The organism is Pannonibacter anstelovis (assembly GCF_036881715.1).
In the GTDB taxonomy this organism is placed as follows: domain Bacteria; phylum Pseudomonadota; class Alphaproteobacteria; order Rhizobiales; family Stappiaceae; genus Pannonibacter; species Pannonibacter anstelovis.
In genome coordinates this window covers 1-23017 of sequence record NZ_JBAKBF010000010.1, presented here as the reverse complement: position 1 = coordinate 23017, position 23017 = coordinate 1, and the positions used below count along the sequence as shown (strand labels likewise).

Below are 23017 nucleotides of genomic sequence, written 5' to 3'. Positions count from 1 at the left end.
GCGGGATGAAGCACAGTGCCGCGCCGGGCCAATGCCCCCACCCTCAAAACTTCGCAGGTGCGAAGATGCGAAGTCCGGTGGAGAGGTGGGCGAGGGCGCCGCGGGCGAGGGCGAGCATGGCCGGTTGCGGCTGGTTGTCCCTGAGGCCGCGCACCTGGCGCACGTGGTTGATGGCGCTGTCGAAATCCGGGAACCGCTCTGGCAGGGCGAGGTGCAGATACAGCGCGATGACGGTGGCCGAGCGGCTGCGGCCGCCCCGGCAGTGCACCAGCACGTGGCCGGGCCGGTGGGGCGGATAATGCGGCTTGCCGGGGCTGTCCTGCGTCAGCATGCCATGCAGCGCCATGACGCCCGCCAGCAGGTGCTGCGGCGCGTTGCCCGGCCCGTCGATGAGGCCGATGTGGGTGCGGCGGATGGTGGTGCCATCGGAAAGGGCCAGCGGTGCCATCTCCACATTGACCGCAAGGTTCATGGTGGAGGTGACGCCCTCTGCGAGCAGAAGCGCCGGATCATCCGCTGCCACCTTGTTGCCGATGAACAGGCTGGCGCCGTGGGGGCCGAGGCCGCCCGCCACTTCACACAGCACCGGCAGGCGGTCCTCTTCTTCTTCCGGCAGAAGGGCGCTGGCGGGGGGCATGCGGGTCATATCCATCTCCTGACCGGCTGTACCGGTCCCAATTGCAGGTCAAGTTCGGGGCCGAAGACAAGGTTGCGGCCAGTGTGCAGCCGCTTGCCGAGGGCGGCAGTGAGTTTTGGCATCGCTTCGGGCGCGGCAAATGCAGGCACCACATGGCAGGCGCGGGTGTGGTCCGCAAGCCAGAGCGTGTCGCGCAGGCGGGGATGCACATTCCAGCCGAGCCATTCGGCATGGCCCCGCGCCAGCAGACCGGCGGCAGGCGTGCCGGGGGGCACGTGGCTGGAAAAGACGAACCGGAAGCCCTCGCCCGCCCGCGCCAGCAGGCTGGCGGCAAGGCCGGATTCCGCATTGGCTTCCGTGGTGACGATCACGTCCGTGGGCTTATACGCCCCGCTGCGCCCGGCGCTGGCGAGAAGCGCTGCCAGTTCCTCCCGTGTGCCGGGATGGCAGATGCGCGAGTGTGTCCGGGCAAGGGCCATCATCTCTTTCAGAACCACCGGGCAGGCGCGGGGCTTCAACCCCTCACGGGCCAGCGCCAGCACCACTTCCGGGCCGCGCCCGGCTGCGGGAACGGGCAGCACCGCGCCGCCGCGCACAGCACCGGCCATCAGGCTGATCTGGTCCGCAAGGCTGCTGTCCCGGTCGCCATAGGAAGCGTCGGTGACGAGGCAGGCGGCGCGGGGCGGCGGGTCAAAGGCGAGAAGGCCGGACTCCGGCGTCCAGTCGCCCATGTAGAGAAAGCCGCAGTCCGCCGCCACATGCAGCCAGATGCCGCCCGGCGCATGGCCGCTGCGGCCGGTGGTGAGGGTGAGCCCGGCGACTTCCGCAATTCCGGCCAGCGGCAGCAGATGGCGCGAGGTTTCTGGCAGCACCGCTTCCGGGATCTGGGCGAAGGTTTCCGCCGTGGCATAGACCGGCGGGCGGCCCAGCCTTGCCCGCAGCTGCAGGGCACCGGCATGGTCCTGATGGGCATGGGAGAGGCACAGGGCATCCACAGGGCCAATGCCTGCCACATCCGGCAGTACGCCGGGTTCGGGCCCCTCGCCAAGGTCAAAGAGAATACGGCGGCCGCAGGTTTCCAGCAGGAAGGCGGCGGGCAGCTTGCCGCCCGCGCCACTGATAATCTTCAGTTCTGCCAAGGCAGGGCTCCCTTGGGCAGGCGGGAGGAGAACAGCGAGGCGGTGCCCATCAGCAGAAGGATGACAACCACCATCAGACAGCCCACGGCGGCGGCCAGCGTCGAGGAGCCGCCTTCCTCCAGGAAGACGATCATCGGCCCGATGGTGCGGGCGCCGGAGGAGACGAGCAGGATGGAGACCTGGATCTCGTTCAGCGCCGTCATGAAGACGATGATGCCGCCGGCAATGGCCGAAGGCGCCAGCATGGGCAGGATGATGTCCTTCATCCGGGCGAGGAACCCGGCACCGGCAACACGGCCCGCCTCTTCCAGCGACCGCTCGATCTGGGCAAAGCCGCCCAGCACGGGGCGAAGGGCGAGGGCGAGGAAGTTGGAGAGGTAGGCGGCGAGAATGATCCAGACCGTGCCGTAGATGCTGACGTTGATGAAGGGCAGGGGTTTCAGGAAGAAGAGGATCATGGCCACGCCCAGCACGATGCCCGGCAGCGCATAGGCCAGCTCCGCCGCCAGCTGCACCAGCCGCACGACAGGGCCTTTGTGCCAGCTGAGAAAATAGGCGAGGAACACCGCCATCACCACCAGAATGAGCGTTGCAGCCAGCGTCAGCCCGAAGCTGGTGAAGAAGGCGTCCCGGATCGAGGCATGATGCAGCAGCGCATTGGCGTAGTTTTCCAGCGTCAGGCTGGCGAATGTCAGCTCCTGTCCGAAGCCGCTGACCAGCGAGGTGGTGACGAGGGCCGAGAGCGGCAGCAGCAGGGTAAGCGCAAGGAAGATCCACGCTCCGGCTTCCGCAGCAATGCGGCCCCTGCCGAGGGAGAATGTGACCGGCTGGCCGAGCCCATCGACCCTGAGATCCCCGCGCCGCGACAGCCATCCGGCAAGGCCGAGGCCTGCCACGGTGAGGGCGGAGAGCAGCAGGGCGAGCGCGGCCATATCGGACAGGGCCGAGGGGCCGTAGCTGTTGAGCTGCTGGTAGATGAGGGTGATCAGCGTCGGGAAGCGGGCCGGGATGCCCAGCATCGCCTGAATGCCGAAGTTACCGATGGCCGAGACGAAGGCGAGCGCGGCCCCGGCCATGATGCCGGAGCGGGCGAGCGGCAGGAGGATGGTGAAGAGCATGCGCCGGTTTCCGGCCCCGGCAGCGCGGGCGGCCTCCGCCAGATTCTGCGGAATGCGGCGCAAGGTGGCGCGCACGGTGAGGAACACCAGCGGCGCATTGTAGAGCCCCAGCAGCAGGATGATGCCGGTGGCGGAAAACAGCGGGTGCCTGACCCCTGCAGGCAGGGCAAGGCCGAGCGCGCCCAGAAGCGGGCTGGAGGGCGAGAAGGCCTGCACCCAGGCAAGGGCGGTCACCTGCGGCGGGATCATCAGCGGCAGCACGAAGCAGAAGATCCAGGCCGTCTTGCCGCGCATGTTGGTGTGTACGGTGAGAATGGCCGCGAGCGTACCGAGGGCAACCGCGATCACCGAAGACAGAACCGCGACCTGCAGCGAATTGAGCGCCGCCGTCAGCACCCGGCCCTTGAGATAGAGCGAGGACAGGCGGTCAAGATCCAGCACCCCGTCCGGCGCAAGGCCGGCCATGGCGAGGCGGGCGAGGGGGGCGAAGGAGAGCAGCCCGACGAGAATGGCCAGCCCGCCAAGGACCAGCCAGTCGGTGCGCAAGGGGAGCGCCAGACGGCGCCCCCCCGATGCAGAAAGAGTGATGTCGGACATGCCTCAGCCGCCGAAGATCTCGGTGAACTTGGCGCGGGCGGCCGCGTCGGTTTCGACGGCCTTGTCCGCATCCATCGGCAGCAGCTTGATGGTCTCAAGCTTGGGGAAGCCGGCCGGGGGCGTCATCGCCGGGTCGATCGGCAGGTTGCCCTGCTGCACCACCAGCTCCTGGCCTTCCTTCGACAGCAGGAAGTCGACGAAAGCCTTGGCGGCATCCACGTTCTTGGCTGTGGACATGATGGCGACCGGCTCGGTGATGAAGGAGACGCCATCCTTCGGGAAGATGAAGTCCACCGGGGAGCCCTTGGCCTTGGCGCGGATCACGTCCGCATCCACGACGATCGCATATTTGGCCATGCCGCCGGCGACAGCCTTCAGGGCCGGGCCATTGCCGCCTTCCGGGGCGATGCCCAGCTTGGCGAGGCCTTCATAGAACTCCCAGCCGATGCCCGGCACGTTGACGACGCTGTGCATGTGGTTGAGCGCGGCGCCTGAATAAAGCGGGCTCGGCACGGCGATCTGGCCCTTGTTGTCTTCGCTCAGCAGCTCGCCCCAGGTCTCTACCGGCTTGGCGTTCTGGGTGTTGTAGGCGATGCCGGTGGACATGATCTTCGTGCCGAAGAACATCTTGTCCTTGTCATAGGTGCTGGCGTCATAGCCGTCCACCTTGGCTTCCGGATAGGCCATCAGGCGGCCTTCGGCCTTGAGCTGGCCCAGGTTGATGGTGTCGGCTACCAGCAGCACGTCCGGCTTCACGTCGCCTGCGGTGATTTCGGCGCGCAGCACGTTCATCAGCTGGCTGGTGCCGTTGCGGGTCCATTCCACGTCGATGCCGGGGTTCTTTGCCTTGAAGGCGTCAACCGTCTGCTGGGCGATTTCCGGCGACTGGGAGGTGTAGAGCACCAGCGTTTCGGCGTGAGCCGTGCCGGCCATCAGCATGAGAGCAAGTGCGGAAAGAAGGCGCATGGGTCTGATCCTGTCTTAGTGGGGAGTGAAAGCCGGGCGGGGCATGTCAGCCCGCGTCCGGAATGATCCAGCCGTCTTCGGCCCGGACATGGATGACGCTGCCGGACGGCAGCGCAAAGTCACCGGGTGCCTGCAGCGTCAGCTGAAGGTCCGGCATGGCGTGAGGGTGGAAATCCACCTGTGTGTGAGAGCCGCGGAAGATCACCTGGGTGATGGTGGCGGCAAAACCGCCTTCAGGCCCGGCAGCAATCGCCAGCTCGCCCGGATGCACGCAGATGCTGGCCTTCGCCTGCTGCTGCTGGCCGGAGCGGGCGCGCACCTCGTGCCGGTGGCCGAAAATATCCACCATGGCATGGCCTGCGCGGCCCGAAGGCGTGGCATCCGTGCCCGGCAGGATCAGGCCGCCGCCGATGAAACGGGCGACCATTTCGTTCTGCGGCTCGCGGTAAAGCTCGCGCGGCTTGCCGAACTGCATCACCCGGCCTGCCTCCATCACCGCAATGCGGCTGGCAAGGGCCATGGCCTCGGACTGGTCATGGGTGATGTAGATCATGCTGGCGCCGGTGCGGCGGTGAAAGTCGAGGAACTCGCGCTCCATGGAAGCGCGCAGGTGCACGTCGAGATTGGCCAGCGGCTCGTCCAGCAGCATCACGGACGGATTGGCTGCAAGGCAGCGGGCAAGGGCAACGCGCTGGCGCTGGCCGCCGGAAAGGTCCGACGGGGCGCGGGTGCCAAGCGCCTCCATGCCCACGGTTGCCAGCGCCTCGCGGCAGCGGCGCGTCCGCTCCGCAGAGCCGACACCGGCCACCTTCAGCGCATAGCCGACATTCTCTTCCACGCTCATGTGCGGCCACAGGGCGTAGTTCTGGAAAACGATGCCGATGTTGCGCTTTTCCGGCGGCAGGCTGGCAGCAGGGGAGGCAACCTCGCGCCCGCCCAGGCGGATGGATCCGGCTTCCAGCGTCTCGAAGCCCGCGATCAGCCGCAGCATGGTGGTCTTGCCGCAGCCGGAGGGGCCGAGAATGGCAACAAATTCCCCGTCGTTGACCGTCAGGGACACCCCGTCCACCACCCGCTTGCCGCCATAGCTCCTGGCAATATCCGTCAGTTCGATTCCAGCCACGTGCCGATCCTGAAAGTTGAGTAATTCCAGTTGGTTGATGGTGCTAATCACAGATATTTCTTGATCTGCACACGTGTGCACATTACAGATGTTATGCTTCGGTTTTATGACGGGGCCAAAGGTTGCAATCCGGCGGCATTGCCAGTGCGCAAACATGCGGGGAGAGGTGAATGAGCAAGGCCGGTTTCGTGACCGCAGCCGATGTGGCGAAGCTGGCCGGAGTGTCGCGCTCTGCCGTTTCACGCACTTTCACGCCCGATGCCTATGTTTCGCCAGCGGTGCGTGAAAAGGTGCTGCGGGCGGCCGATGAGCTGGGCTACCGGGTCAACCGGCTGGCCAAGGACCTGCAAACCTCCCGCTCCAGCATGGTGGCGATTGTCGGCGCCCGCTTTTACGAGCCCTATGTGGCCGGGCTGCTGGATGACCTCAGCGCCGCGCTGATCGGCCAGGGCCTGCATGCGCTGCTGCTCAATGCCTCGTCCCAGGACATGACGGCGCTGCTCAATCTGGTGCTGGAATACAGGGTGCGGGCGGTGATCGTGCTCTCCGGCGCGCCCCCGCGTGAGCTGATCGACCAGTGCCTGCGCGCCCGCCAGCGCATGATCCTCATCAACCGCCACATGGAAGGCGTGGAGGCAGGCGCCATCGAAACCGACGACCGCATGGGCGGACGGCTGGCGGCAGAGCGCCTGCTGGCGGCGGGGCGGCGGAAGCTCTGCGTGGTGCGCTCCGGGGCCGACACCCCCAGCCAGCGGCGCCGTGCGGCCGGTTTTCTGGAACGGCTGGACGAAGAGGGCATCGCCTGCGAACGCTGGGTGGCCGGGCGCGGCAACTATGAAGCGGGATGTGAAGCGGCCCGCAGCCTGCTGCGTGATTCTGGTTCACTTTCTGCGATTGACGGCGTCTTTGCCGCCACCGACCGCACGGCCCTCGGCTTTCTCAACACGGCCCGGTTTGAAATGGGCGTATCCGTGCCGCAGGACGTGGCGGTGATCGGCTTCGACGACATCCCGGAAGCCGCCTGGTCCTCCCACAACCTCACCACCATCCGCCAGTCCGCCCCGGACGTGGTGGCCGCGGTGCTGACGCTGCTGGCCGAAGAAGGCGAGGACGCGGGCCTTCAGCGTGTGTCGATTCCGGTCAGTCTGGTGGAGCGGGGGACGGTGTGAGACCAGCATGCGATAGCCCTGACCCGGCGGAAACCGTCTCTGACTGCACAGCTCAGGTTAACCGTTAAACTATCGATATCAATGAGTGTTGATGGTGTGGAGGTGTTGTCAAAATGCATCTTGGAACACTGCCGTATGGAAGGCGCTGGTTTTACCTGCAAGTCGCCTTGATTTTCTTTTGAGCTTGCGCAAACAGTTCTCAAGGTTCTGAGTTTCTGGATTTTTCTCGAGAGGCGAAGCGTGAAGGGCTATACTTTGAAAGGCGGGTTACTTTCCTCCGTTTCGTATCTCCATATTAAAAGAAGCAATCTCAATGCGCTGACGGCCGGACTCACGGCGGCTTCTCTTGTTGTTTCCCAGCTGTCCCCCGCATTCGCGCAAGTCGTGCTGCCCACGGGCGGTCAGGTTGCATCGGGCTCTGTTGCCGTCGGCGTGAGCGGGCCGGTGATGACGGTAACGCAGGGCAGTAATCAGGCGATCGTGAACTGGGGCAGCTTCTCGATCGGGCAGGGCAATACGGTCAACTTCGTTCAGCCGGATGCCTCCTCGGCGATCCTGAACCGCGTCACGGGAGCCACCGCTTCCACCATTGCCGGTGCCCTCAACGCCAATGGTCAGGTCTATCTGATCAACCCCAACGGCATCACCATCACGCCGACAGGCCGGGTTACGGCGGGCGGCGGCTTTGTGGCTTCGACTCTGGACATGTCGGATGAGGATTTCCTCAAGCGGCAGTACCGGTTCTCCGGCAACGGGTCGTCGGCAAAGGTTAGCAACGAGGGTGTGATCACCATCGGGCGCGGCGGCTATGCGGCGCTGATCGGCGGCACTGTCCGCAATGACGGGCTGATTGCCGTGCCGATGGGCAAGGTGGGGCTCGGCTCGGGCGAGCAGGCAACGCTGGACCTGTCCGGCGACGGCTTCCTGCAGGTGGCGGTGCCCACGGCGGAGGGCGCCGAAGGGGATGGCGCGCTCGTCGAGAACAGCGGGCAGATCTCGGCCGAAGGCGGCACCGTGGTGATGAAGGCGGCCACCGCCCGCCATGCGGCACGCCATGCGGTGAACCTGTCCGGCTCTGTCGAGGCAGACAGCATTTCGGGCCGCGACGGCGAGATCGTCATCGGAGGAGGCAGTGGCGGCAAGGTCACGGTTTCCGGCAAGGTGGCGGCCAAGTCCTCCACGGGCAAGGGCGGCAAGATCACGGTCACCGGCCAGCAAGTGGCGCTGAAGGGCGCGCAGATTGATGCCTCTGGCGCCAAGGGCGGCGGCACGGTGAAGACCGGCGGAGACTGGCAGGGCAAGGGCACCACGCAGCGGGCCGAGACCACCAGCATCGATGCAGCCAGCATCATCCGCGCCGATGCCACGCAGAGCGGCAACGGCGGTACGGTGGTGGTCTGGTCTGATGACCTCACCACCTTTGCGGGGCTGATCAGCGCGCAAGGCGCAGGCACCGGCACAGGTGGCGAGGCGGAAGTCTCCGGCAAGGCGGTTCTGTCCTACACCGGCCGCACGGACCTTTCTGGCCCCGGCGGCTTCGGCAACCTGCTGCTGGACCCCTACAACGTCACGATCTCCAGCGGCACGGCCTCCAACTCCACCGGCACCACGGCGACGGGGGATGACAGCGTCATCAACGTCAGCACGCTGGTGACGGCACTGAACTCGGCCAATGTCACCATCACCACCGGTGGCGCGGGCTCTGCGGGCACGCAGGCGGGCACCATCACCGTTGCAGATGCGGTGACGTGGACGAGCGGCTCGAGGCTGGCGCTCTCGGCCTATGGCGATATCATCGTGAACGCCAATCTCACAGGCGGCACAGGCTCTTCCATCGTGCTGCGGGCGGACAATTCCGGCACGGGCACGGGCACGGTCACCTTTGGGGCGGGTGTCACGGCAACGGCTTCGGGCGGGGTGTCGCTCTATTATAATCCGTCGGGCAACGGCAACAGCACGGTCAACGGCACCAGTTACACGGCGCCGGTGAATTACAGCGCCAACGCAGGCGCCAGCACCACGATCACGGCCTACATGCTGGTCAACACGGTGCATGACCTGCAGAACATGCAGAACAATCTCTCCGGCACCTATGCGCTTGGCCGGGATATCGATGCCAGCAGCACGGCAGCCTGGAACAATGGTGAGGGCTTCGAGCCGATCGGGAACGGCGCCGGCACATTTGATGGCCTCTTTGACGGGCAGGGGCTGACGATCAGCGGGCTGACCATCAACCGGGGCAGCGCCAGCAACGTGGGTATGTTCTGGCGCGTTGGCTCTGTTGGCACGGTGCGCAATACGGGCTTTGACGGGGCGAGCGTGCAGGCAGACAGCTTCGCTGGTGTCGTGACGGGGGCAAACTCCGGCACGATCACCAATGTTCATGCCACCGGCACTGTAACCGTATCTGGCGATGTCGCAGGCGGCCTTGCGGGCTTCAGTGACGGCACCATTTCCCTGTCCCATGCATCCGTTGCGGTGACGGGGAACTCATATGTTGGTGGTCTTGTCGGCAACAATGTATCTGCGTTCGTGACGTCATCCTATGCAACAGGTGCTGTCAGCGGGGCTTCCAACACCGGCGGCCTTGTCGGCTACAATGACAATGGCACGGTTTCCGGGTCTTACGCGTCCGGAGCGGTGACCGGCACTGGCAGCAACATTGGCGGGCTGATCGGTTTCAATTCCACTGGCGGGGTGGTCAGCACATCCTACTTCGACATGCAAACAACCGGACAGGTCAATGGCGTTGGCAACAACGCCTCCGCCTCCGGTGTCACCGGCCGGACAACGTCGCAGGCGCGCCTGGCCTCCAATTACCCCGGCTGGAACTTCTCGACCGTCTGGTACCAGTCCACCGACATGCGGCCCATCCTGCGCTCGCAAGCGGCGGCGGTGAATGCGGACGGGGTGATCACCATCTCGAACCTGAACCAGCTTGCGCTGATGGCCACCAACCTCTCGGGCTCCTACCTGTTGACCCGGGACCTGGATGCCAGCGGCACCAACGCACAGGGCCAGACCTACAATGCCTCCGGCATCTGGGGCGCGGGCGGCTGGGTGCAGGTGGGGACCAGCTTCAACCGGTTTTATGGTGCTTTTGACGGTGGCGGTCACACGATCAGCGGTCTGACGTTCAACCGGTCCTCGACTGCCAACGTAGGCCTTTTCGGCTATCTGGGCAGTGGCAGCGCTTTCCGGAATGCTCGCCTGACGCAGGCGTCCATAACGGGAGGAAACAGTGCCGGCATTCTGGCCGGGCGTTCTGATAACAGCACGATCTCTGATGTTTCCGTGGAAGGCAATGTGAGCGGCGGGACAGCTGCGGGTGGGCTTATTGGTTATAGTTCCGGGTCTGTGATCACCCGGTCGGCAGCCTCAGGGACTGTCCGCGGATCGGGTGTTCGTGCCGGAGGACTTGTTGGCTATAATCCGTCCGGCACGATTTCCGATTCCTACGCAACCGCAAACGTTTCAGGAAACGGCGCCGGTGTGGGGGGGCTTGTTGGCAGTGGCGGGGGCACGATCTCCAATTCCTACGCGACGGGGGCGGTAACCAACGGCAGCGGCAGCACGGGCGGCCTGATTGGTCTCAGTTTGGCGACGATCTCGAATTCCTATGCAACGGGGGCTGTGACCGGCGGAACCAACACAGGTGGCCTCGTCGGGGAAATGACGAATGGAGCCATTTCCGCTTCCTTCTTCAACACGGAAACAACCGGACAGACCCAGGGCGTTGGCAGCAACGCCTCCGCATCCGGCGTCACCGGACTGACCACGGCTCAGATGACCAGCTTCGCAACCTTTGATGATGCAGGCTGGGACATTGCGAATGCGGGCGGCTCGTCCTCGGTCTGGCGCATCTACGAAGGGCAAACCGGCCCTCTGCTGCGCAGCTTCCTGACCGCGATCACCATCAATGGCACGGCAACCGGCAGCAAGACCTATGACGGCACGGCCGGAAGCGGCAGCGCGGGCTCGCTCACCTACAGCCTTGCGAATTATGACGCGTCGAAAATTCTTGGCACGGCGGTTTACACCACCTCCAGCGCCAATGCGGGCACCTACACCAACCTGCTGCTGTCGGGGCTCTACTCAGGCCAGAATGGCTATGATATCAGCTACGGTGCGGGCTCCGGATCGTTTACGATCAACAAGGCCACGCTCACGGTGACGGCGGCTGATGCCTCGAAGACCTATGACGGCCTGGCCTACAGCGGTGGCAACGGCGTGAGCTACAGCGGCTTTGTCAACAACGAGACGGTCTCGGTCCTCGGCGGCACGCTCTCCTATACCGGCACCTCGCAGGGTGCGGTGAATGCGGGCAGCTACACGCTGACGGCTTCGGGCCTGACCTCGGGCAATTATGACATCACCTATGTTGCGGGCACGCTGACGGTGGGCAAGGCGGCGCTGACGGTGACGGCCAATGATGCCGTGAAGACCTTTGACGGTCTGGCCTACAGCGGCGGCAACGGCGTGAGCTACAGCGGCTTCGTCGACAACGAGACGGCCTCGGTTCTGGGCGGCACGCTCTCCTATGGCGGCACGTCGCAGGGGGCGGTGAATGTGGGCAGCTACACGCTGACGGCCTCGGGGCTGACTTCTGGCAATTACACCATCGCCTATGTGAATGGCACGCTGACAGTGCAGGCGGCGCCTGCGCCAGTGCCGGTCCCTTTGCCTCCTTCCGGTAACCCGGTGACCCCTGTGGTGAGCCCCCCGCCTGTAATCCCGGCTGTCAGCACGGGGTCCACCCCCTTCTTCAGCTTGCAGACCACGCTGAGCAATCCGCTGGCGCCTTCCCTGCAGGCAGGCGGATACTCTCCGCAGCTGATCATCTACTCCGCAGGGCCATCCGGAACGGGGCAGGGCTCCCAGCCCGGCGGCGCAGCAGGCGGCAGTGAAATCACCACCGAAGACTTGCGTATCAGTGCTTCGTTCTGCGCCCTCGGGCCGAATGTGGCCGTCAACTGCTCCACTCAGTAATCCCGGCGGGCGATGAAGACGATGACAAAGATGATGAAGCCGTTTCTGGCGGCCCTGGCTGGTTCGCTTGCTCTTGCCGGTGCGGTGCAGGCCCAGACGGCCAGCCAGCTGACGCAGCCGAGCTATGCGCCGCCGGTTGTCCGCCCGGCGGAAGGCGGGGTGTCGCTGGCCGGGTCCACCGGCGTTGATGCGCCTGCAGGAGCGGAGAAGCTGAGCGTCACGCCCTCCGGGCTGATCGTGGAGGGCGGCTGGCCGGAGTTTGCCGGGGAGACCGCTGCCATTGAGGCCACGCTCAAGGGGCAGAAGGTGACGGGTGCCGGTCTCTTCGCTGCGGCCCGCCGCCTTGAAGAGGTTTACACCCGCGCCGGTTATGTGCTGGTGCGTGTCAGCCTGCCGCCGCAGACGATCCGCAACGGCAAGCCGCTGCGCCTCGTTGTGACCGACGGCCAGATCGAGACGGTGGATGTTTCGGCGCTGCCTGCCCGCGTGCAGGGCCATGTGCGGGCGGTGATCGCGCCGCTTTCCGGCAAGGCGCGGGTGACGCAGGCCGAGCTTGAGCGCCGCCTGCTGCTGGCCGGTGACACGCCGGGGCTGATCCTGCGCTCGACGCTGAAGGCCGGTTCGCAGCCCGGCACCACGGTGATCGCCGTCGATGGCCGTCATGACGCCATCAGCGCCACCGTGACCATGGACAACAGCACGGGCAAGGATCTGGGCGGCTATACGGCAGGTCTTGGCGTTGACTTCAACAGCCTGCTGGGCTTCGGCGAGACGGCCTATCTGAGAGCCAACGGCTATCCGGGGCTTGATGGCGGGGCTTTCAGCGATGATCCGCGCAACCGGCAGCTGATTGCCGGTGTGACGGTGCCGCTGGGGGGCACCGGGGCCTGGGTCAATGTTGAGGCGGTGGACAGCCGCACCCATCCCAAGTCCGGGCTGCCCTTTACCATGCTGGACCGCTACCAGCGTTTCTCGGCGCGTCTGGGCTACAGCTGGATCCGCTCGCGCAATCTCAACACCAGCTCGATCCTGGCGCTCGATGCTGCGCAGGAAACGCTGAAGCTGGACCTGCGCGCATCCCGGACGGACTTCTCGCAAGACCGGCTGCGGGTGCTGCGGCTGACGCAGACCGGCGATGTATTCCTGCCGTGGGACGGCCGGCTGAACGGCAGTGTCACGGCCTCCTTCGGCCTTGACGGCCTCGGCGCGCGTCAGGGCACGGCCGCGCTTCCCATGACGCGCGATGGCGCGAAGCCGGACTTCCGCAAGCTGGACGTGACGGCCAGCTATACCCAGCCGTTCCTGAACAACCGGGTGTATCTGTCGCTGGCCGCCAAGGCGCAGACCTCCTTCGGGTCGGTGCTGGTCAGCTCGGAGCAGTTCGGCCTGGGCGGAGCGGACTGGGTGTCGGCCTATCGCGGCGGCCAGTTCCAGGGCGACAGCGGCGCGGCCTTCCGCTCGGAAGTGAGCCTGCCGGTGACGCTGCCATCCTTCGCCATGCTGCCGGATCTGGGCTCTGCGGTGATGCCTTATCTGTTTGCGGCCGGTGGCTTCGCGAAGCTGGAAAAGCCGTCGGCAGCGGAGAAGGAATATCTCAGCGCCGGGGCTTTTGGCGCGGGTTTGCGCGTGGCCCTGTCGCAAAAGGGCACCGCACATTCCGGCTCCCTCAGCCTCGAATACGCCCGCGGCGGTGCACGCCAGCAGAAGCCCGAGGACCGCATCAATTTCCGCCTCGCCCTCAAGTACTGAGGGCGGGCAGGGGGCGCCGGGCTGCCAGTCAGCCCCCACTTGCGGTTTGGGGGAAGCCTGAAATCCGCTCACCCCGGCACGGCCTGTCAACCCCCCTCCCCCTTGAGGGGAGGGGTGAGGGGTGGGGGTAACGGACTGAAAACACGGGGTATTTTCATTGAATGCACCCTGTGCCGGGACAAGCGCCTATCAATCAGCGCTCCTGCGTGAAGACCCCCACCCCTACCCCCTCCCCTCAAGGGGGAGGGGAAACGAGAGGCATCAGCCAGAGAAGCAAGGCTCTGAAACGGTTTGTCTTTCCGGCATCGAGGTAACGTTTTCGGCATCTTGCTACACGATGTGTGAAGCCGGTAGCCCGTGTGGGGAGGGGGCGGACAGGTCTTGTCACTAATTCGATGCATCATTGCGGGCGGTGTCTGAACTGGACTGAAGCCAGCGCCTGACATATATTAGCTAAATTAGTCATGTTTTGAAACTGGCCAAGGAGGCAGGGAAATGCAGGTGACCGTTCATGCCGCCAAAACCAACCTGTCGAAGCTGATCGAGGCGGCGCAGGCAGGTGAAGAGGTCATCATTGCCAAGGGTAAGCGCCCTGTTGCACGGCTTGTCCCGATCCCCCAGAACACATTCACGATTGGCCTGCTGGCGGGCAAGCTGACGGGAGCTGGCCCAGATTTCTTCGAGCCGGTGGCAGAGGACGAGCTTGCGCTCTGGGAGGGGCGTGAGTGAAGCATCTGCTGCTTGATACCCACGCCTGGGCATGGTCGCTGACGGCGGATCCGCGCCTGCCGCAATCGGCCATCGCTGCGCTTGAGGCGGCAGAAACCGTATCGATCAGTGCCATCAGCCTGTTTGAAATCGGTCAGAAGGTCCGGCTTGGAAAGTGGTCCGAAATGGCGCCGTTCCTGCACTTGCTGCCCAGCCTCGCCGGGGAGCAGGGCGCGCGCCTGCTGGATGTCTGCGCCGAAACCTGCCTTCTGGCGGCAACGCTTGATTGGCCGCACCGTGATCCGTTTGACCGGTTCATCGGGGCGTCAGCCATCACACGCGGCATGGTCCTTGTGTCGGCAGATACGGCGTTTGATGGACTGGACACAGAGCCGGGCTGGCGCGGGCGCGTGTGGTAACGGGGGCCTTGGGCCTCTACCGCCTCATCAAGGGCATCCGGCGGCTGCTTGAAGAGTAATGGGTGAAAGGCCAGCGCCGGGCGGGAGCGGTTTCATCGCCGGGTGAAGCCGGACAGCATGCGGGTCTCAGGCTGCTGACAAATCTTCGGCCTCTCCATCGTCATCCTCGGCCTTGTGCCGAGGATCTATACAACTCAATGGTTTGAAGATGGCCCGGACAAGCCCGGCAATGACGAAAGAGAGGGAAGTGGGCTTTGTCATCAACCACTGGACCGCATGCGGGTCTTGAAGGCCTCGAAGCCGAAGGGTTCCGGCTCGCCGGATTGTTCTCCGGCGATGAGGGCGGCTTCCAGCGCCTTGACGCGGGCCTCATGCTTTTCCAGCAGGCGCAATCCTGCGCGGACCACTTCGCTTGCGGAGCCATAGCGCCCCGCACCCACCTGCTCCTGAATGAAAGCGGTGAAATGGTCACCAATGGTGATGGAGGTATTCCGTGCCATGGCCATTTCCTCATGATAATGGGCGTTCTCAGCCTATACCAAAAAGTATTACAGCCAATGTCCGGCCTTGTGGCCCGTCGTTCTCCTGCGCGCTGGACGCGGCGTTGTCCCTCGATCATGTTGACAAGCCTGCTGCCGGGCGTCCCTTGTTCCGGCAAGGGGCAGGGGAGCGGACTGACGCAGCGGGAAGGATAACGGGGTCTTGAGTTTGAACGGGGCGGGCGAAGAGATTGCGCAGATCCTCAGCCGCATGCGGCTGAATGCGGCGGCGTTTATCGTCACGGTTTACGGCGACATCGCCGTGCCGCGCGGCGGTGTGCTGTGGACGGGCACACTGATCGAGCTTTGTGGAAGCGCGGGGATCAATGAATCGCTGGTGCGCACGGCTGTCTCGCGCCTTGTGGCGGCCGAGCGCCTGACGGGCGAGCGCATCGGGCGGCGCAGCTATTACCGGCTGGCGGAGGCGGCGAGGGCGGAGTTTCAGCAGGCGGCGGATCTGCTCTACGGGCCGGACCAGCCGGGGCGGGGCTGGCAGGTGATCCATGCGCCGGACCTGAGCCCGGATGACGCCCGCCGCCTGCGGCTGGGGCATATGGGCGGGCCGGTGTTCATCCGCCCGGACCGTGGCCAGACGCCGCCGCCGGGCGCGCTTGTGCTGCATGCGGGCGAGGTTGCGGAGCCTGCAAGGCTCGCCGGTTTCTGGGATCTTTCCGCTCTGCAGGAGGGCTATGCGGAGTTCATCGCCAGTTTTTCGCCGCTGCTGGCGGTGGCGGATGAGGGCGGCTGCCGTCTTGCCGATGGGGACGCGCTGACCGCCCGGCTGCTGCTGGTCCATGCTTACCGCCATGTTCTGCTGCGCGACCCGCGCCTGCCGCAGGCGGCTCTTCCGGCGGGCTGGAACGGCGGCGAGGCCCGCCACCTGTTCCGGCGGCTCTATCTGGCGCTGACGCCGGGCACGGAACGGCATGTGGCCGCGCATCTGGAAGGCACGGACGGCTTCCTGCCCGCCTGCACCCCCGAGAGCATCAGCCGGATTCCGGTGGCTGTGTAGGTGAGGGCAAAGCCTGGGGCAGCAGACCACAGTGATGCATTGATATAGTGGCACAGCGTTTAAGCCCCCCTCCCCCTTGAGGGGAGGGGTGAGGGGTGGGGGTAACAGACTGAAAACACAGGGTATTTTCATTGAAGGTCCGCTGTGCCGAAACAAGAGCCAGTCAAGCTGCGCTCCTGCGTGAAGACCCCCACCCCTACCCCCTCCCCTCAAGGGGGAGGGGAAACGCGCGGCCGTGCCTTTCTGTTGCCGCAGCGCCCCTCTCCCCCCTTGAGGGGGAGATGTCTGCGCCAGCAGACAGAGGGGGGTAGCAGCGCTTCAATACGGCAGGATCTCTCGCCTAAACGGACAGCCCGTTACCCCCCTCTGCCCCCTGCCGGGGGCATCTCCCCCTCAAGGGGGGAGAGGGGGTGGTGCCGGACTGGCAGTCCGTTGGAAACACTGCCGGGGGAGAACTTCCGGTTTCTCTGAAACCCAATAACCCGCTGAAACATAACAGAAAAAATCCTTACATCCAAAAGCATCACAAAAATCATGAAAAAGTGACTTTTCTTGTGACGGTTTTGGGCGTATAAATCGACCGATCGGTCAGCGATATGAGGAGTGAGCTGGCCGTCATGGATCTGCATCCGCAGGAAAAAGGCGGGGGCAGAGCATGTGCGAGGGAGGAGGCCGGATCATGTATGCGCAGCTTGTGACATCCGAAGGCGGCAAGGCCCGTGAGGCCATGACACCGGAAGAGGCAGCCTTTCAGGACCGCATCGACCGGGGCGAGAAGATCGAGCCCAAGGAGTGGATGCCGGAGGGCTACCGCAAGACGCTGATCCGCCAGATCGGCCAGCATGCCCACAGCGAAATCGTCGGCCAGCTTCCCGAAGGCAACTGGATCACCCGCGCACCGACGCTGGAGCGCAAGCAGATCCTCTTGGCCAAGGTGCAGGACGAGGCGGGCCACGGGCTCTATCTCTATTCCGCCGCCGAGACGCTGGGTGTCTCCCGCGATGAGCTGATTGACCTGCTGCACGCGGGCAAGATGAAATATTCCTCCATCTTCAACTATCCGACGCTGACCTGGGCCGACATGGGCGCTGTCGGCTGGCTGGTGGACGGGGCGGCGATCATGAACCAGGTGCCGCTGCAGCGCACCAGCTACGGCCCCTATTCCCGCGCCATGATCCGCATCTGCAAGGAAGAGAGCTTCCACCAGCGGCAGGGCTACGACATCATGATGAAGATGGCGAAGGGCACGCCGGAGCAGAAGGCGATGGCGCAGGATGCCTTGAACCGCTTCTGGTTCCCCTCGCTGATGATGTTCGGCCCCTCGGACAAGGACTCGGTGCATTCGGCCCAGTCCATGGCCTGGAAGATCAAGATGAACACCAACGACGAGCTGCGCCAGAAGTTCGTCGACCAGACGGTGCCGCAGGCGGAATATCTCGGCCTCACCGTTCCCGATCCCGAACTGAAGTGGAATGAGGAAAAGGGCGGCTACGATTTCAGCGAGCCGGACTGGAGCGAGTTCTTCGCCGTCATTTCCGGCAATGGCCCCTGCAACGAGGAGCGGCTCGGCGCCCGCGTCAAGGCCTGGGAAGATGGCGCCTGGGTGCGCGAGGGGCTGATGGCCCATGCCGCCAAGCAGGACGCGCGCCGTGCGGCAGCGCGGGTTGCCGCCGAATAGGCCAGGGCCGGTGCGGCGCCTGAGCCTTTCAGGCGCCTGGCAAGAGACAGTCTGATTTCAACGTGTTTGCGGGAGGACGCGGAACATGTCCAGCGAATGGCCCCTTTGGGAAATCTTCATCCGTGGCCAGCATGGCCTCAATCACCGGCATGTGGGCAGCCTGCATGCGCCGGACGCGGACATGGCCATCCGCCATGCGCGCGATGTCTATACCCGCCGCAATGAGGGCGTTTCCATCTGGGTGGTGAAGTCGGAAAACATCACCGCTTCCGTGCCTTCGGAAAAGGGGCCGCTGTTCGAGCCGTCGAACAGCAAGGTCTACCGCCACCCGAGCTTCTACGACATTCCCGAAGAAGTGGGGCACATGTGATGGCCAGCGCGATACATCAGGCAGCGCTGTTCGAGTGGCTGCTGCGCATGGGCGACAACGCGCTGATCCTCGGGCACCGGGTGTCCGAATGGTGCGGCCACGGGCCTGCGCTGGAAGAGGATATCGCGCTTGCCAATCAGGCGCTGGATCTCATTGGCCAGTGCCAGCTGTGGCTGGGGCTGGCGGGCGAGGTGGAGGGCAAGGGCCGCAACGCCGATGCGCTCGCCTATCTGCGCGATGCCGGGGCTTTCCGTAATCTGCTGCTGGTGGAGCGCCCGAACGGCGATTTCGGCCACACGATGATGCGCCAGTTCCTGTTCGATGCCTTCCATGTGGAGCTGCTGGAGGCGCTGAAGGCCTCCAGTGAACCGCGTGTGGCGGAGATTGCGGGGAAAGCGTCCAAGGAAGCGGCCTATCACCTCGACCGTTCCGCCGCGCTGGTGATCGCCCTTGGCGATGGCACGGAAGAAAGCCATGCCCGCATGGCCAGGGCGCTGAAGGCGCTGTGGGCCTATACGGGCGAGATGTTCATGGATGACGAAACGGATGCAGCGCTGGCCGCTTCCGGCACTGTGCCGCTGCCCTCCAGCCTCAAGGCGGGCTGGGATGAGACGGTGGGCGCGGTGCTGGCAGAAGCAGGGCTTGCCCATCCGGGCGAGGCCTGGCAGCACAAGGGCGGCAAGCGCGGCACCCATACGGAGCATCTGGGCTATATTCTGGCTGAAATGCAGTTCCTGCAGCGCGCCTATCCCGGCGCAACGTGGTGAGTGCCATGGCCAGCGTGCGTCATCCTGATGTGGCGGAAGTCTGGTCCTGGCTCGCCGAAGTGCCGGACCCGGAAATTCCGGTGATCAGCCTCACCGATCTCGGCATCATCCGGGATGTGGCCTGGCAGGATGAAACGCTGGTGGTGACGGTGACGCCCACCTACTCCGGCTGCCCGGCAACCAGCATCATCAACCTCGACATCGAGGCGGCGCTGCGGGCAAAGGGCATCACCGATCTGCGGCTGGAACGGCGCCTGTCGCCGCCCTGGACGACGGACTGGCTGACGCCGGAGGGGCGCGAAAAACTGCGCCAGTATGGCATTGCCCCGCCCATCGACGGAACGGCGCCCGATGGCCGCGTTGCTGAGCAAATAGCGGGCCGCGTGGCGCGGCTCGTCTCCGGCAGCAACCTTGCGATCACCTGTCCGCGCTGCGGCTCGGCGGCGACGCAGAAGGTCAGCCAGTTCGGCTCGACCCCCTGCAAGGCCAGCTACCGCTGCACGGACTGTCTTGAACCCTTCGACTATTTCAAGTGCATCTGAGGACGCAAGCCATGGCCCGTTTTCATCCGCTGACCGTCACCGGTGTGCGCCGCGAAACCCGCGATGCGGTGGTCGTCACCCTTGCCCCGCGCGAGGAGGACCTTCCGCTTTTCGGCTTCACGCAAGGCCAGTATCTGACCTTCCGCCGCGAGTTTGACGGCGAGGAGCTGCGCCGCAGCTATTCCATCTGTGCGGGCCTTGATGAGGGCGTGCTGAAGGTGGGCATCAAGCGGGTGGATGGCGGGGCCTTTTCCACCTGGGCCAATGAGGCGCTTAACCCCGGCGACGTGCTGGAAGCCATGCCGCCCATGGGCCGCTTCTTCACGCCCATCGACCCGGAGGCGGGCCGCCAGTATCTCGGCTTTGCCGGGGGCTCGGGCATCACGCCGGTGCTGTCGATCATCAAGACGGTGCTGGCGCGCGAGCCGCGCTCGAAGTTCACCCTCGTCTATGCCAACCGGCAGATCAGCTCCATCATGTTCCGCGAGGAGCTGGAGGACCTGAAGAACCTTTATCTCGGGCGCTTTTCCGTCATCCACGTGCTGGAGCAGGAGGGTCAGGAGATCGACCTCTTCACCGGGCGGATCGACGCGGAAAAGATGAAGGCGCTCTTCACCCACTGGATCGACGCCAGCGCCGTGGACACGGCCTTCATCTGCGGGCCGGAGCCGATGATGCTGACCATCGCCGCCAGCCTGCGCGAGCATGGGCTGGATGACAGCCAGATCCGCTTCGAGCTGTTCGCCTCCGGCCAGCCGGGCCGGGCGAAGGCGCCCGCCGTCTCCCGCACCGCCGTTGCGCCGGGCACGGGCACGCAGGTCTCGGTGACGCTCGACGGACTGACCCGCAGCTTCGAGATGGGCCGCGATGGTGAGACCATTCTGGAAGCGGCTCTCGCTGCCAGCCTCGACGCGCCTTACTCCTGCCGGGCGGGGGTCTGTTCCACCTGCCGCTGCAAGGTGCTGGAAGGCGAGGTGGAAATGGCCATCAACCACGCGCTGGAGGATTACGAAGTGCGCGCCGGTTACGCGCTCTCCTGCCAGGCCCGCCCGCTGACGGACAAGGTGGTGGTGACCTACGACGAATGAGGCCACCCGGAACCTTGGAATGACAAGACTTTTGACAACCTGGGACCTCTCCGCCGTCATCCTCGGCCTTGTGCCGAGGATCTAACCAAATCAATGGCTTGCAGATGGCCGGGACAAGCCCGGCCATGACGAAAGAGAAGAGTTCCTGCTTTGTCATCACCCTTAACCCGCTTCTGGCGGGCAGGATTATTGAAAGAAGGAAATGCCCATGACTGCCGCCCCGCGCCGTCTTGAAAGCCATGTTTGCGGACGCTGGATTGCCGGAACCGGCGAGGGCCAGCTTCTGCGTGATGCGGCCACCGGTGCGCCGGTGGCTGAGGTGGATTCCACCGGCCTCGACTTTGCCGCCGCGCTCGACTACGGGCGGCGGACCGGCGGGGCGAAGCTGCGCGCCATGTCCTTCCACGACCGGGCGGCGATGCTGAAGGCGCTTGGCCTCCATCTGATGGAGCGGAAGGAAGCGCTCTATACGGAGAGCCTGCACACGGGCGCGACCCGCGCCGATGGCTGGATCGACATCGAGGGCGGCATCGGCACCATGCTGACCTTTGCCTCCAAGGGCCGGCGCGAGCTGCCCAACACCCGCGTCCTGACCGATGGCGATGTGGAGCCCCTGTCCCGCGACAACAGCTTCAGCGCCCAGCATATCCTGACGCCGCTGCGCGGTGTCGCCGTCCACATCAACGCTTTCAACTTCCCCGTCTGGGGCATGCTGGAAAAGATCGCGCCCACCCTGCTGGCGGGCGTGCCCTGCATCGTCAAGCCGGCAAGCCAGACCGCCTATCTGACCGAACTTTGCGTGCGCCAGATCATCGCCTCGGGCATTTTGCCGGAGGGCGCGCTGCAACTGATCTGCGGCAGCGTCGGCGATCTTCTCGACCATGTGACCGGGCAGGACGCGGTGACCTTCACCGGCTCCGCCTGGACGGGCCGCAAGCTCAAGGCGCATCCGGCCATTGTCGCCAATGCGGTGCGCTTCACCATGGAGGCCGACAGCCTCAATGCGGCGATCCTCGGCCCTGATGCGGCGCCGGGCACGCCGGAGTTTGACCTCTTCGTCAAGGAAGTGGCCCGCGAGATGACGGCCAAGGCCGGGCAGAAATGCACCGCCATCCGGCGCGTCATGGCCCCGCGTGCCCATGTGGAGCCGCTGATTGATGCCCTGCGCGAGCGGCTTGCGAAAACGCTGCCGGGCCTGCCGGGCGAGGAGGCAACGCGCATGGGCGCGCTCGCCAGCCTCGACCAGCGGCAGGAGGTGCGCGAGCGCATCGCCGAACTGCAGGCGGATGCGGAAATCGTTGCGGGCGATCCTGATGAGGTTCGCCTTGCCTCGGGCGATGCGGAGGCCGGTGCCTTCCTCAACCCGGTGCTGATGTATTGCGCGAAGCCCTTTGAGGCCGGCGCCGTGCATGATGTGGAGGCCTTCGGCCCGGTGTCCACCGTCATGCCCTATGATGATCTGGAAGAAGCCGTCGAGCTGGCGCAGATGGGCAAGGGATCGCTGGTGTCCTCGGTGTTCACCGATGATCCGCATGTGGCCGAAGAGATGGTGCTGGGCCTCGCGCCCTTCCATGGCCGCGTCTATATCGGCAACCGCACTTCCGCCAAGTCCTCCACCGGTCATGGCTCGCCGCTGGCACCGCTGGTGCATGGCGGGCCGGGCCGGGCAGGCGGCGGCGAGGAAATGGGCGGCATGCGCGGCGTGAAGCATTATATGCAGCGCACCGCCGTGCAAGGCTCACCCCGGCTGCTCTCTGCCGTCACGGGCCGCTGGATCGAGGGCGCGGAGGCGCAGCAGGGCGTCCATCCCTTCCGCAAGTCCCTCGCAGAACTTGCCATCGGCGACCAGATCGTCACCGCCGCCCGTGAGGTAACGCAGGAGGATGTGGAGCATTTCGCCCATTTCACCGGCGACACCTTCTACGCCCACATGGACAGCGAAGCGGCCAAGGCCAATCCGTTCTTCGACGACCGGGTGGCCCACGGCTACCTCATCGCCTCCTTCGCCGCCGGGCTGTTCGTCGATCCGGCACCGGGTCCGGTGCTGGCCAATTACGGCGTCGACAACCTGCGCTTCCTGACGCCGGTCTATTTCGGCGACACCTTGCAAGTCCGGCTGACCTGCAAGGAAATCAACCCCCGCGCCAATGCCGAACACGGCGAAGTGCGCTGGGACTGCCAGGTCACCAACCAGTCCGGAGATGTGGTGGCGCAATATGACGTGCTCACCATGGTCGCCAAGACATGGCCGCCCGTGGCGGAGGCGGTGAAGGCGGCGGAGTAGGGGGGGCGGCGAGAGTGCGCTCAGCCCCGCATCAGGCACTGAGTCACCCCGGCCAAGCGCAGCGCGAGCCGGCAACTGTTTCATTGATGTCTGAATGTGGCGTTCTCCCGGAGCATGGCATTG

General features: G+C 65.1%; 18 protein-coding genes. 12 read left to right on the top strand and 6 right to left on the bottom strand.

Features of this window, described 5'->3' with window-relative positions:
* Positions 1-43: 43 nt before the first annotated feature.
* The 5 genes from V6L75_RS15355 to V6L75_RS15335 are packed head-to-tail and all read right to left on the bottom strand — an operon-like array spanning position 44 to position 5580.
* Positions 44-646, bottom strand: a complete 603-nt coding sequence (locus V6L75_RS15355; RefSeq protein WP_334252361.1) for a dual specificity protein phosphatase family protein — start codon at positions 644-646, stop codon at positions 44-46.
* A complete protein-coding gene (locus V6L75_RS15350) occupies positions 643-1776 on the bottom strand; it encodes an MBL fold metallo-hydrolase (RefSeq protein WP_334252360.1) in 1134 nt (377 codons plus the stop codon). The genes V6L75_RS15355 and V6L75_RS15350 overlap by 4 nt, the downstream gene beginning before the upstream one ends.
* On the bottom strand, positions 1764-3491 hold the full coding sequence (locus V6L75_RS15345; RefSeq protein WP_334252359.1) for an ABC transporter permease: 1728 nt from the start codon (positions 3489-3491) through the stop codon (positions 1764-1766). Before V6L75_RS15345 ends, V6L75_RS15350 begins: the two co-directional genes overlap by 13 nt.
* 3 nt (positions 3492-3494) lie before the next feature.
* A complete protein-coding gene (locus tag V6L75_RS15340) occupies positions 3495-4457 on the bottom strand; it encodes an ABC transporter substrate-binding protein (protein ID WP_334252358.1) in 963 nt (320 codons plus the stop codon).
* Between the two features lie 46 nt (positions 4458-4503).
* Positions 4504-5580, bottom strand: a complete 1077-nt coding sequence (locus tag V6L75_RS15335; RefSeq protein WP_334252357.1) for an ABC transporter ATP-binding protein — start codon at positions 5578-5580, stop codon at positions 4504-4506.
* A 170-nt stretch (positions 5581-5750) separates the two neighbouring features.
* On the opposite strand from V6L75_RS15335, the gene V6L75_RS15330 reads away from it, so the two are divergent.
* From V6L75_RS15330 to V6L75_RS15310, 5 genes are all read left to right on the top strand, one after another.
* Complete coding sequence (locus V6L75_RS15330) at positions 5751-6749, top strand: LacI family DNA-binding transcriptional regulator (protein WP_334252356.1); 999 nt, start codon at positions 5751-5753, stop codon at positions 6747-6749.
* 240 nt (positions 6750-6989) lie between these two features.
* Positions 6990-11738 (top strand): beta strand repeat-containing protein, encoded by a 4749-nt coding sequence (locus tag V6L75_RS15325; protein ID WP_334252355.1) that lies wholly within the window; start codon positions 6990-6992, stop codon positions 11736-11738.
* A 21-nt stretch (positions 11739-11759) separates the two neighbouring features.
* Complete coding sequence (locus tag V6L75_RS15320; protein ID WP_334252354.1) at positions 11760-13487, top strand: ShlB/FhaC/HecB family hemolysin secretion/activation protein; 1728 nt, start codon at positions 11760-11762, stop codon at positions 13485-13487.
* Between the two features lie 495 nt (positions 13488-13982).
* Complete coding sequence (locus tag V6L75_RS15315; RefSeq protein ID WP_334252353.1) at positions 13983-14216, top strand: type II toxin-antitoxin system Phd/YefM family antitoxin; 234 nt, start codon at positions 13983-13985, stop codon at positions 14214-14216.
* On the top strand, positions 14213-14614 hold the full coding sequence (locus V6L75_RS15310) for a type II toxin-antitoxin system VapC family toxin (protein WP_334252352.1): 402 nt from the start codon (positions 14213-14215) through the stop codon (positions 14612-14614). The genes V6L75_RS15315 and V6L75_RS15310 overlap by 4 nt, the downstream gene beginning before the upstream one ends.
* Before the next feature lie 260 nt (positions 14615-14874).
* Here the strand turns inward: V6L75_RS15310 and V6L75_RS15305 are convergent, their stop codons facing one another.
* The gene (locus tag V6L75_RS15305; protein ID WP_334252351.1) at positions 14875-15114 is read right to left on the bottom strand and encodes a type II toxin-antitoxin system ParD family antitoxin; all 240 of its coding nucleotides are present in this window, start codon (positions 15112-15114) and stop codon (positions 14875-14877) included.
* A 202-nt stretch (positions 15115-15316) separates the two neighbouring features.
* Between V6L75_RS15305 and V6L75_RS15300 the strand changes: the two genes are divergently transcribed.
* The 7 genes from V6L75_RS15300 to paaZ all read left to right on the top strand — a co-directional run bounded on the left by V6L75_RS15300 (position 15317) and on the right by paaZ (position 22894).
* On the top strand, positions 15317-16165 hold the full coding sequence (locus tag V6L75_RS15300; RefSeq protein ID WP_334252350.1) for a PaaX family transcriptional regulator C-terminal domain-containing protein: 849 nt from the start codon (positions 15317-15319) through the stop codon (positions 16163-16165).
* Positions 16166-16844: 679 nt separating this feature from the next.
* Positions 16845-17843: a 1,2-phenylacetyl-CoA epoxidase subunit PaaA gene (gene paaA / locus V6L75_RS15295; RefSeq protein WP_334252349.1), complete on the top strand. Its 999-nt coding sequence runs from the start codon at positions 16845-16847 to the stop codon at positions 17841-17843.
* Positions 17844-17928: 85 nt separating this feature from the next.
* The gene (paaB, locus tag V6L75_RS15290) at positions 17929-18213 is read left to right on the top strand and encodes a 1,2-phenylacetyl-CoA epoxidase subunit PaaB (protein ID WP_019966655.1); all 285 of its coding nucleotides are present in this window, start codon (positions 17929-17931) and stop codon (positions 18211-18213) included.
* The gene (paaC, locus tag V6L75_RS15285) at positions 18213-18980 is read left to right on the top strand and encodes a 1,2-phenylacetyl-CoA epoxidase subunit PaaC (RefSeq protein WP_334252348.1); all 768 of its coding nucleotides are present in this window, start codon (positions 18213-18215) and stop codon (positions 18978-18980) included. The genes paaB and paaC overlap by 1 nt, the downstream gene beginning before the upstream one ends.
* 5 nt (positions 18981-18985) lie before the next feature.
* Entirely contained in the window at positions 18986-19522 is a 537-nt protein-coding gene (gene paaD / locus V6L75_RS15280) for a 1,2-phenylacetyl-CoA epoxidase subunit PaaD (RefSeq protein WP_164477711.1), read from the top strand.
* Positions 19523-19533: 11 nt separating this feature from the next.
* A complete protein-coding gene (gene paaE / locus V6L75_RS15275; protein WP_334252347.1) occupies positions 19534-20610 on the top strand; it encodes a 1,2-phenylacetyl-CoA epoxidase subunit PaaE in 1077 nt (358 codons plus the stop codon).
* A 208-nt stretch (positions 20611-20818) separates the two neighbouring features.
* The gene (paaZ, locus tag V6L75_RS15270; RefSeq protein ID WP_334252346.1) at positions 20819-22894 is read left to right on the top strand and encodes a phenylacetic acid degradation bifunctional protein PaaZ; all 2076 of its coding nucleotides are present in this window, start codon (positions 20819-20821) and stop codon (positions 22892-22894) included.
* Positions 22895-23017: the final 123 nt, after the last annotated feature.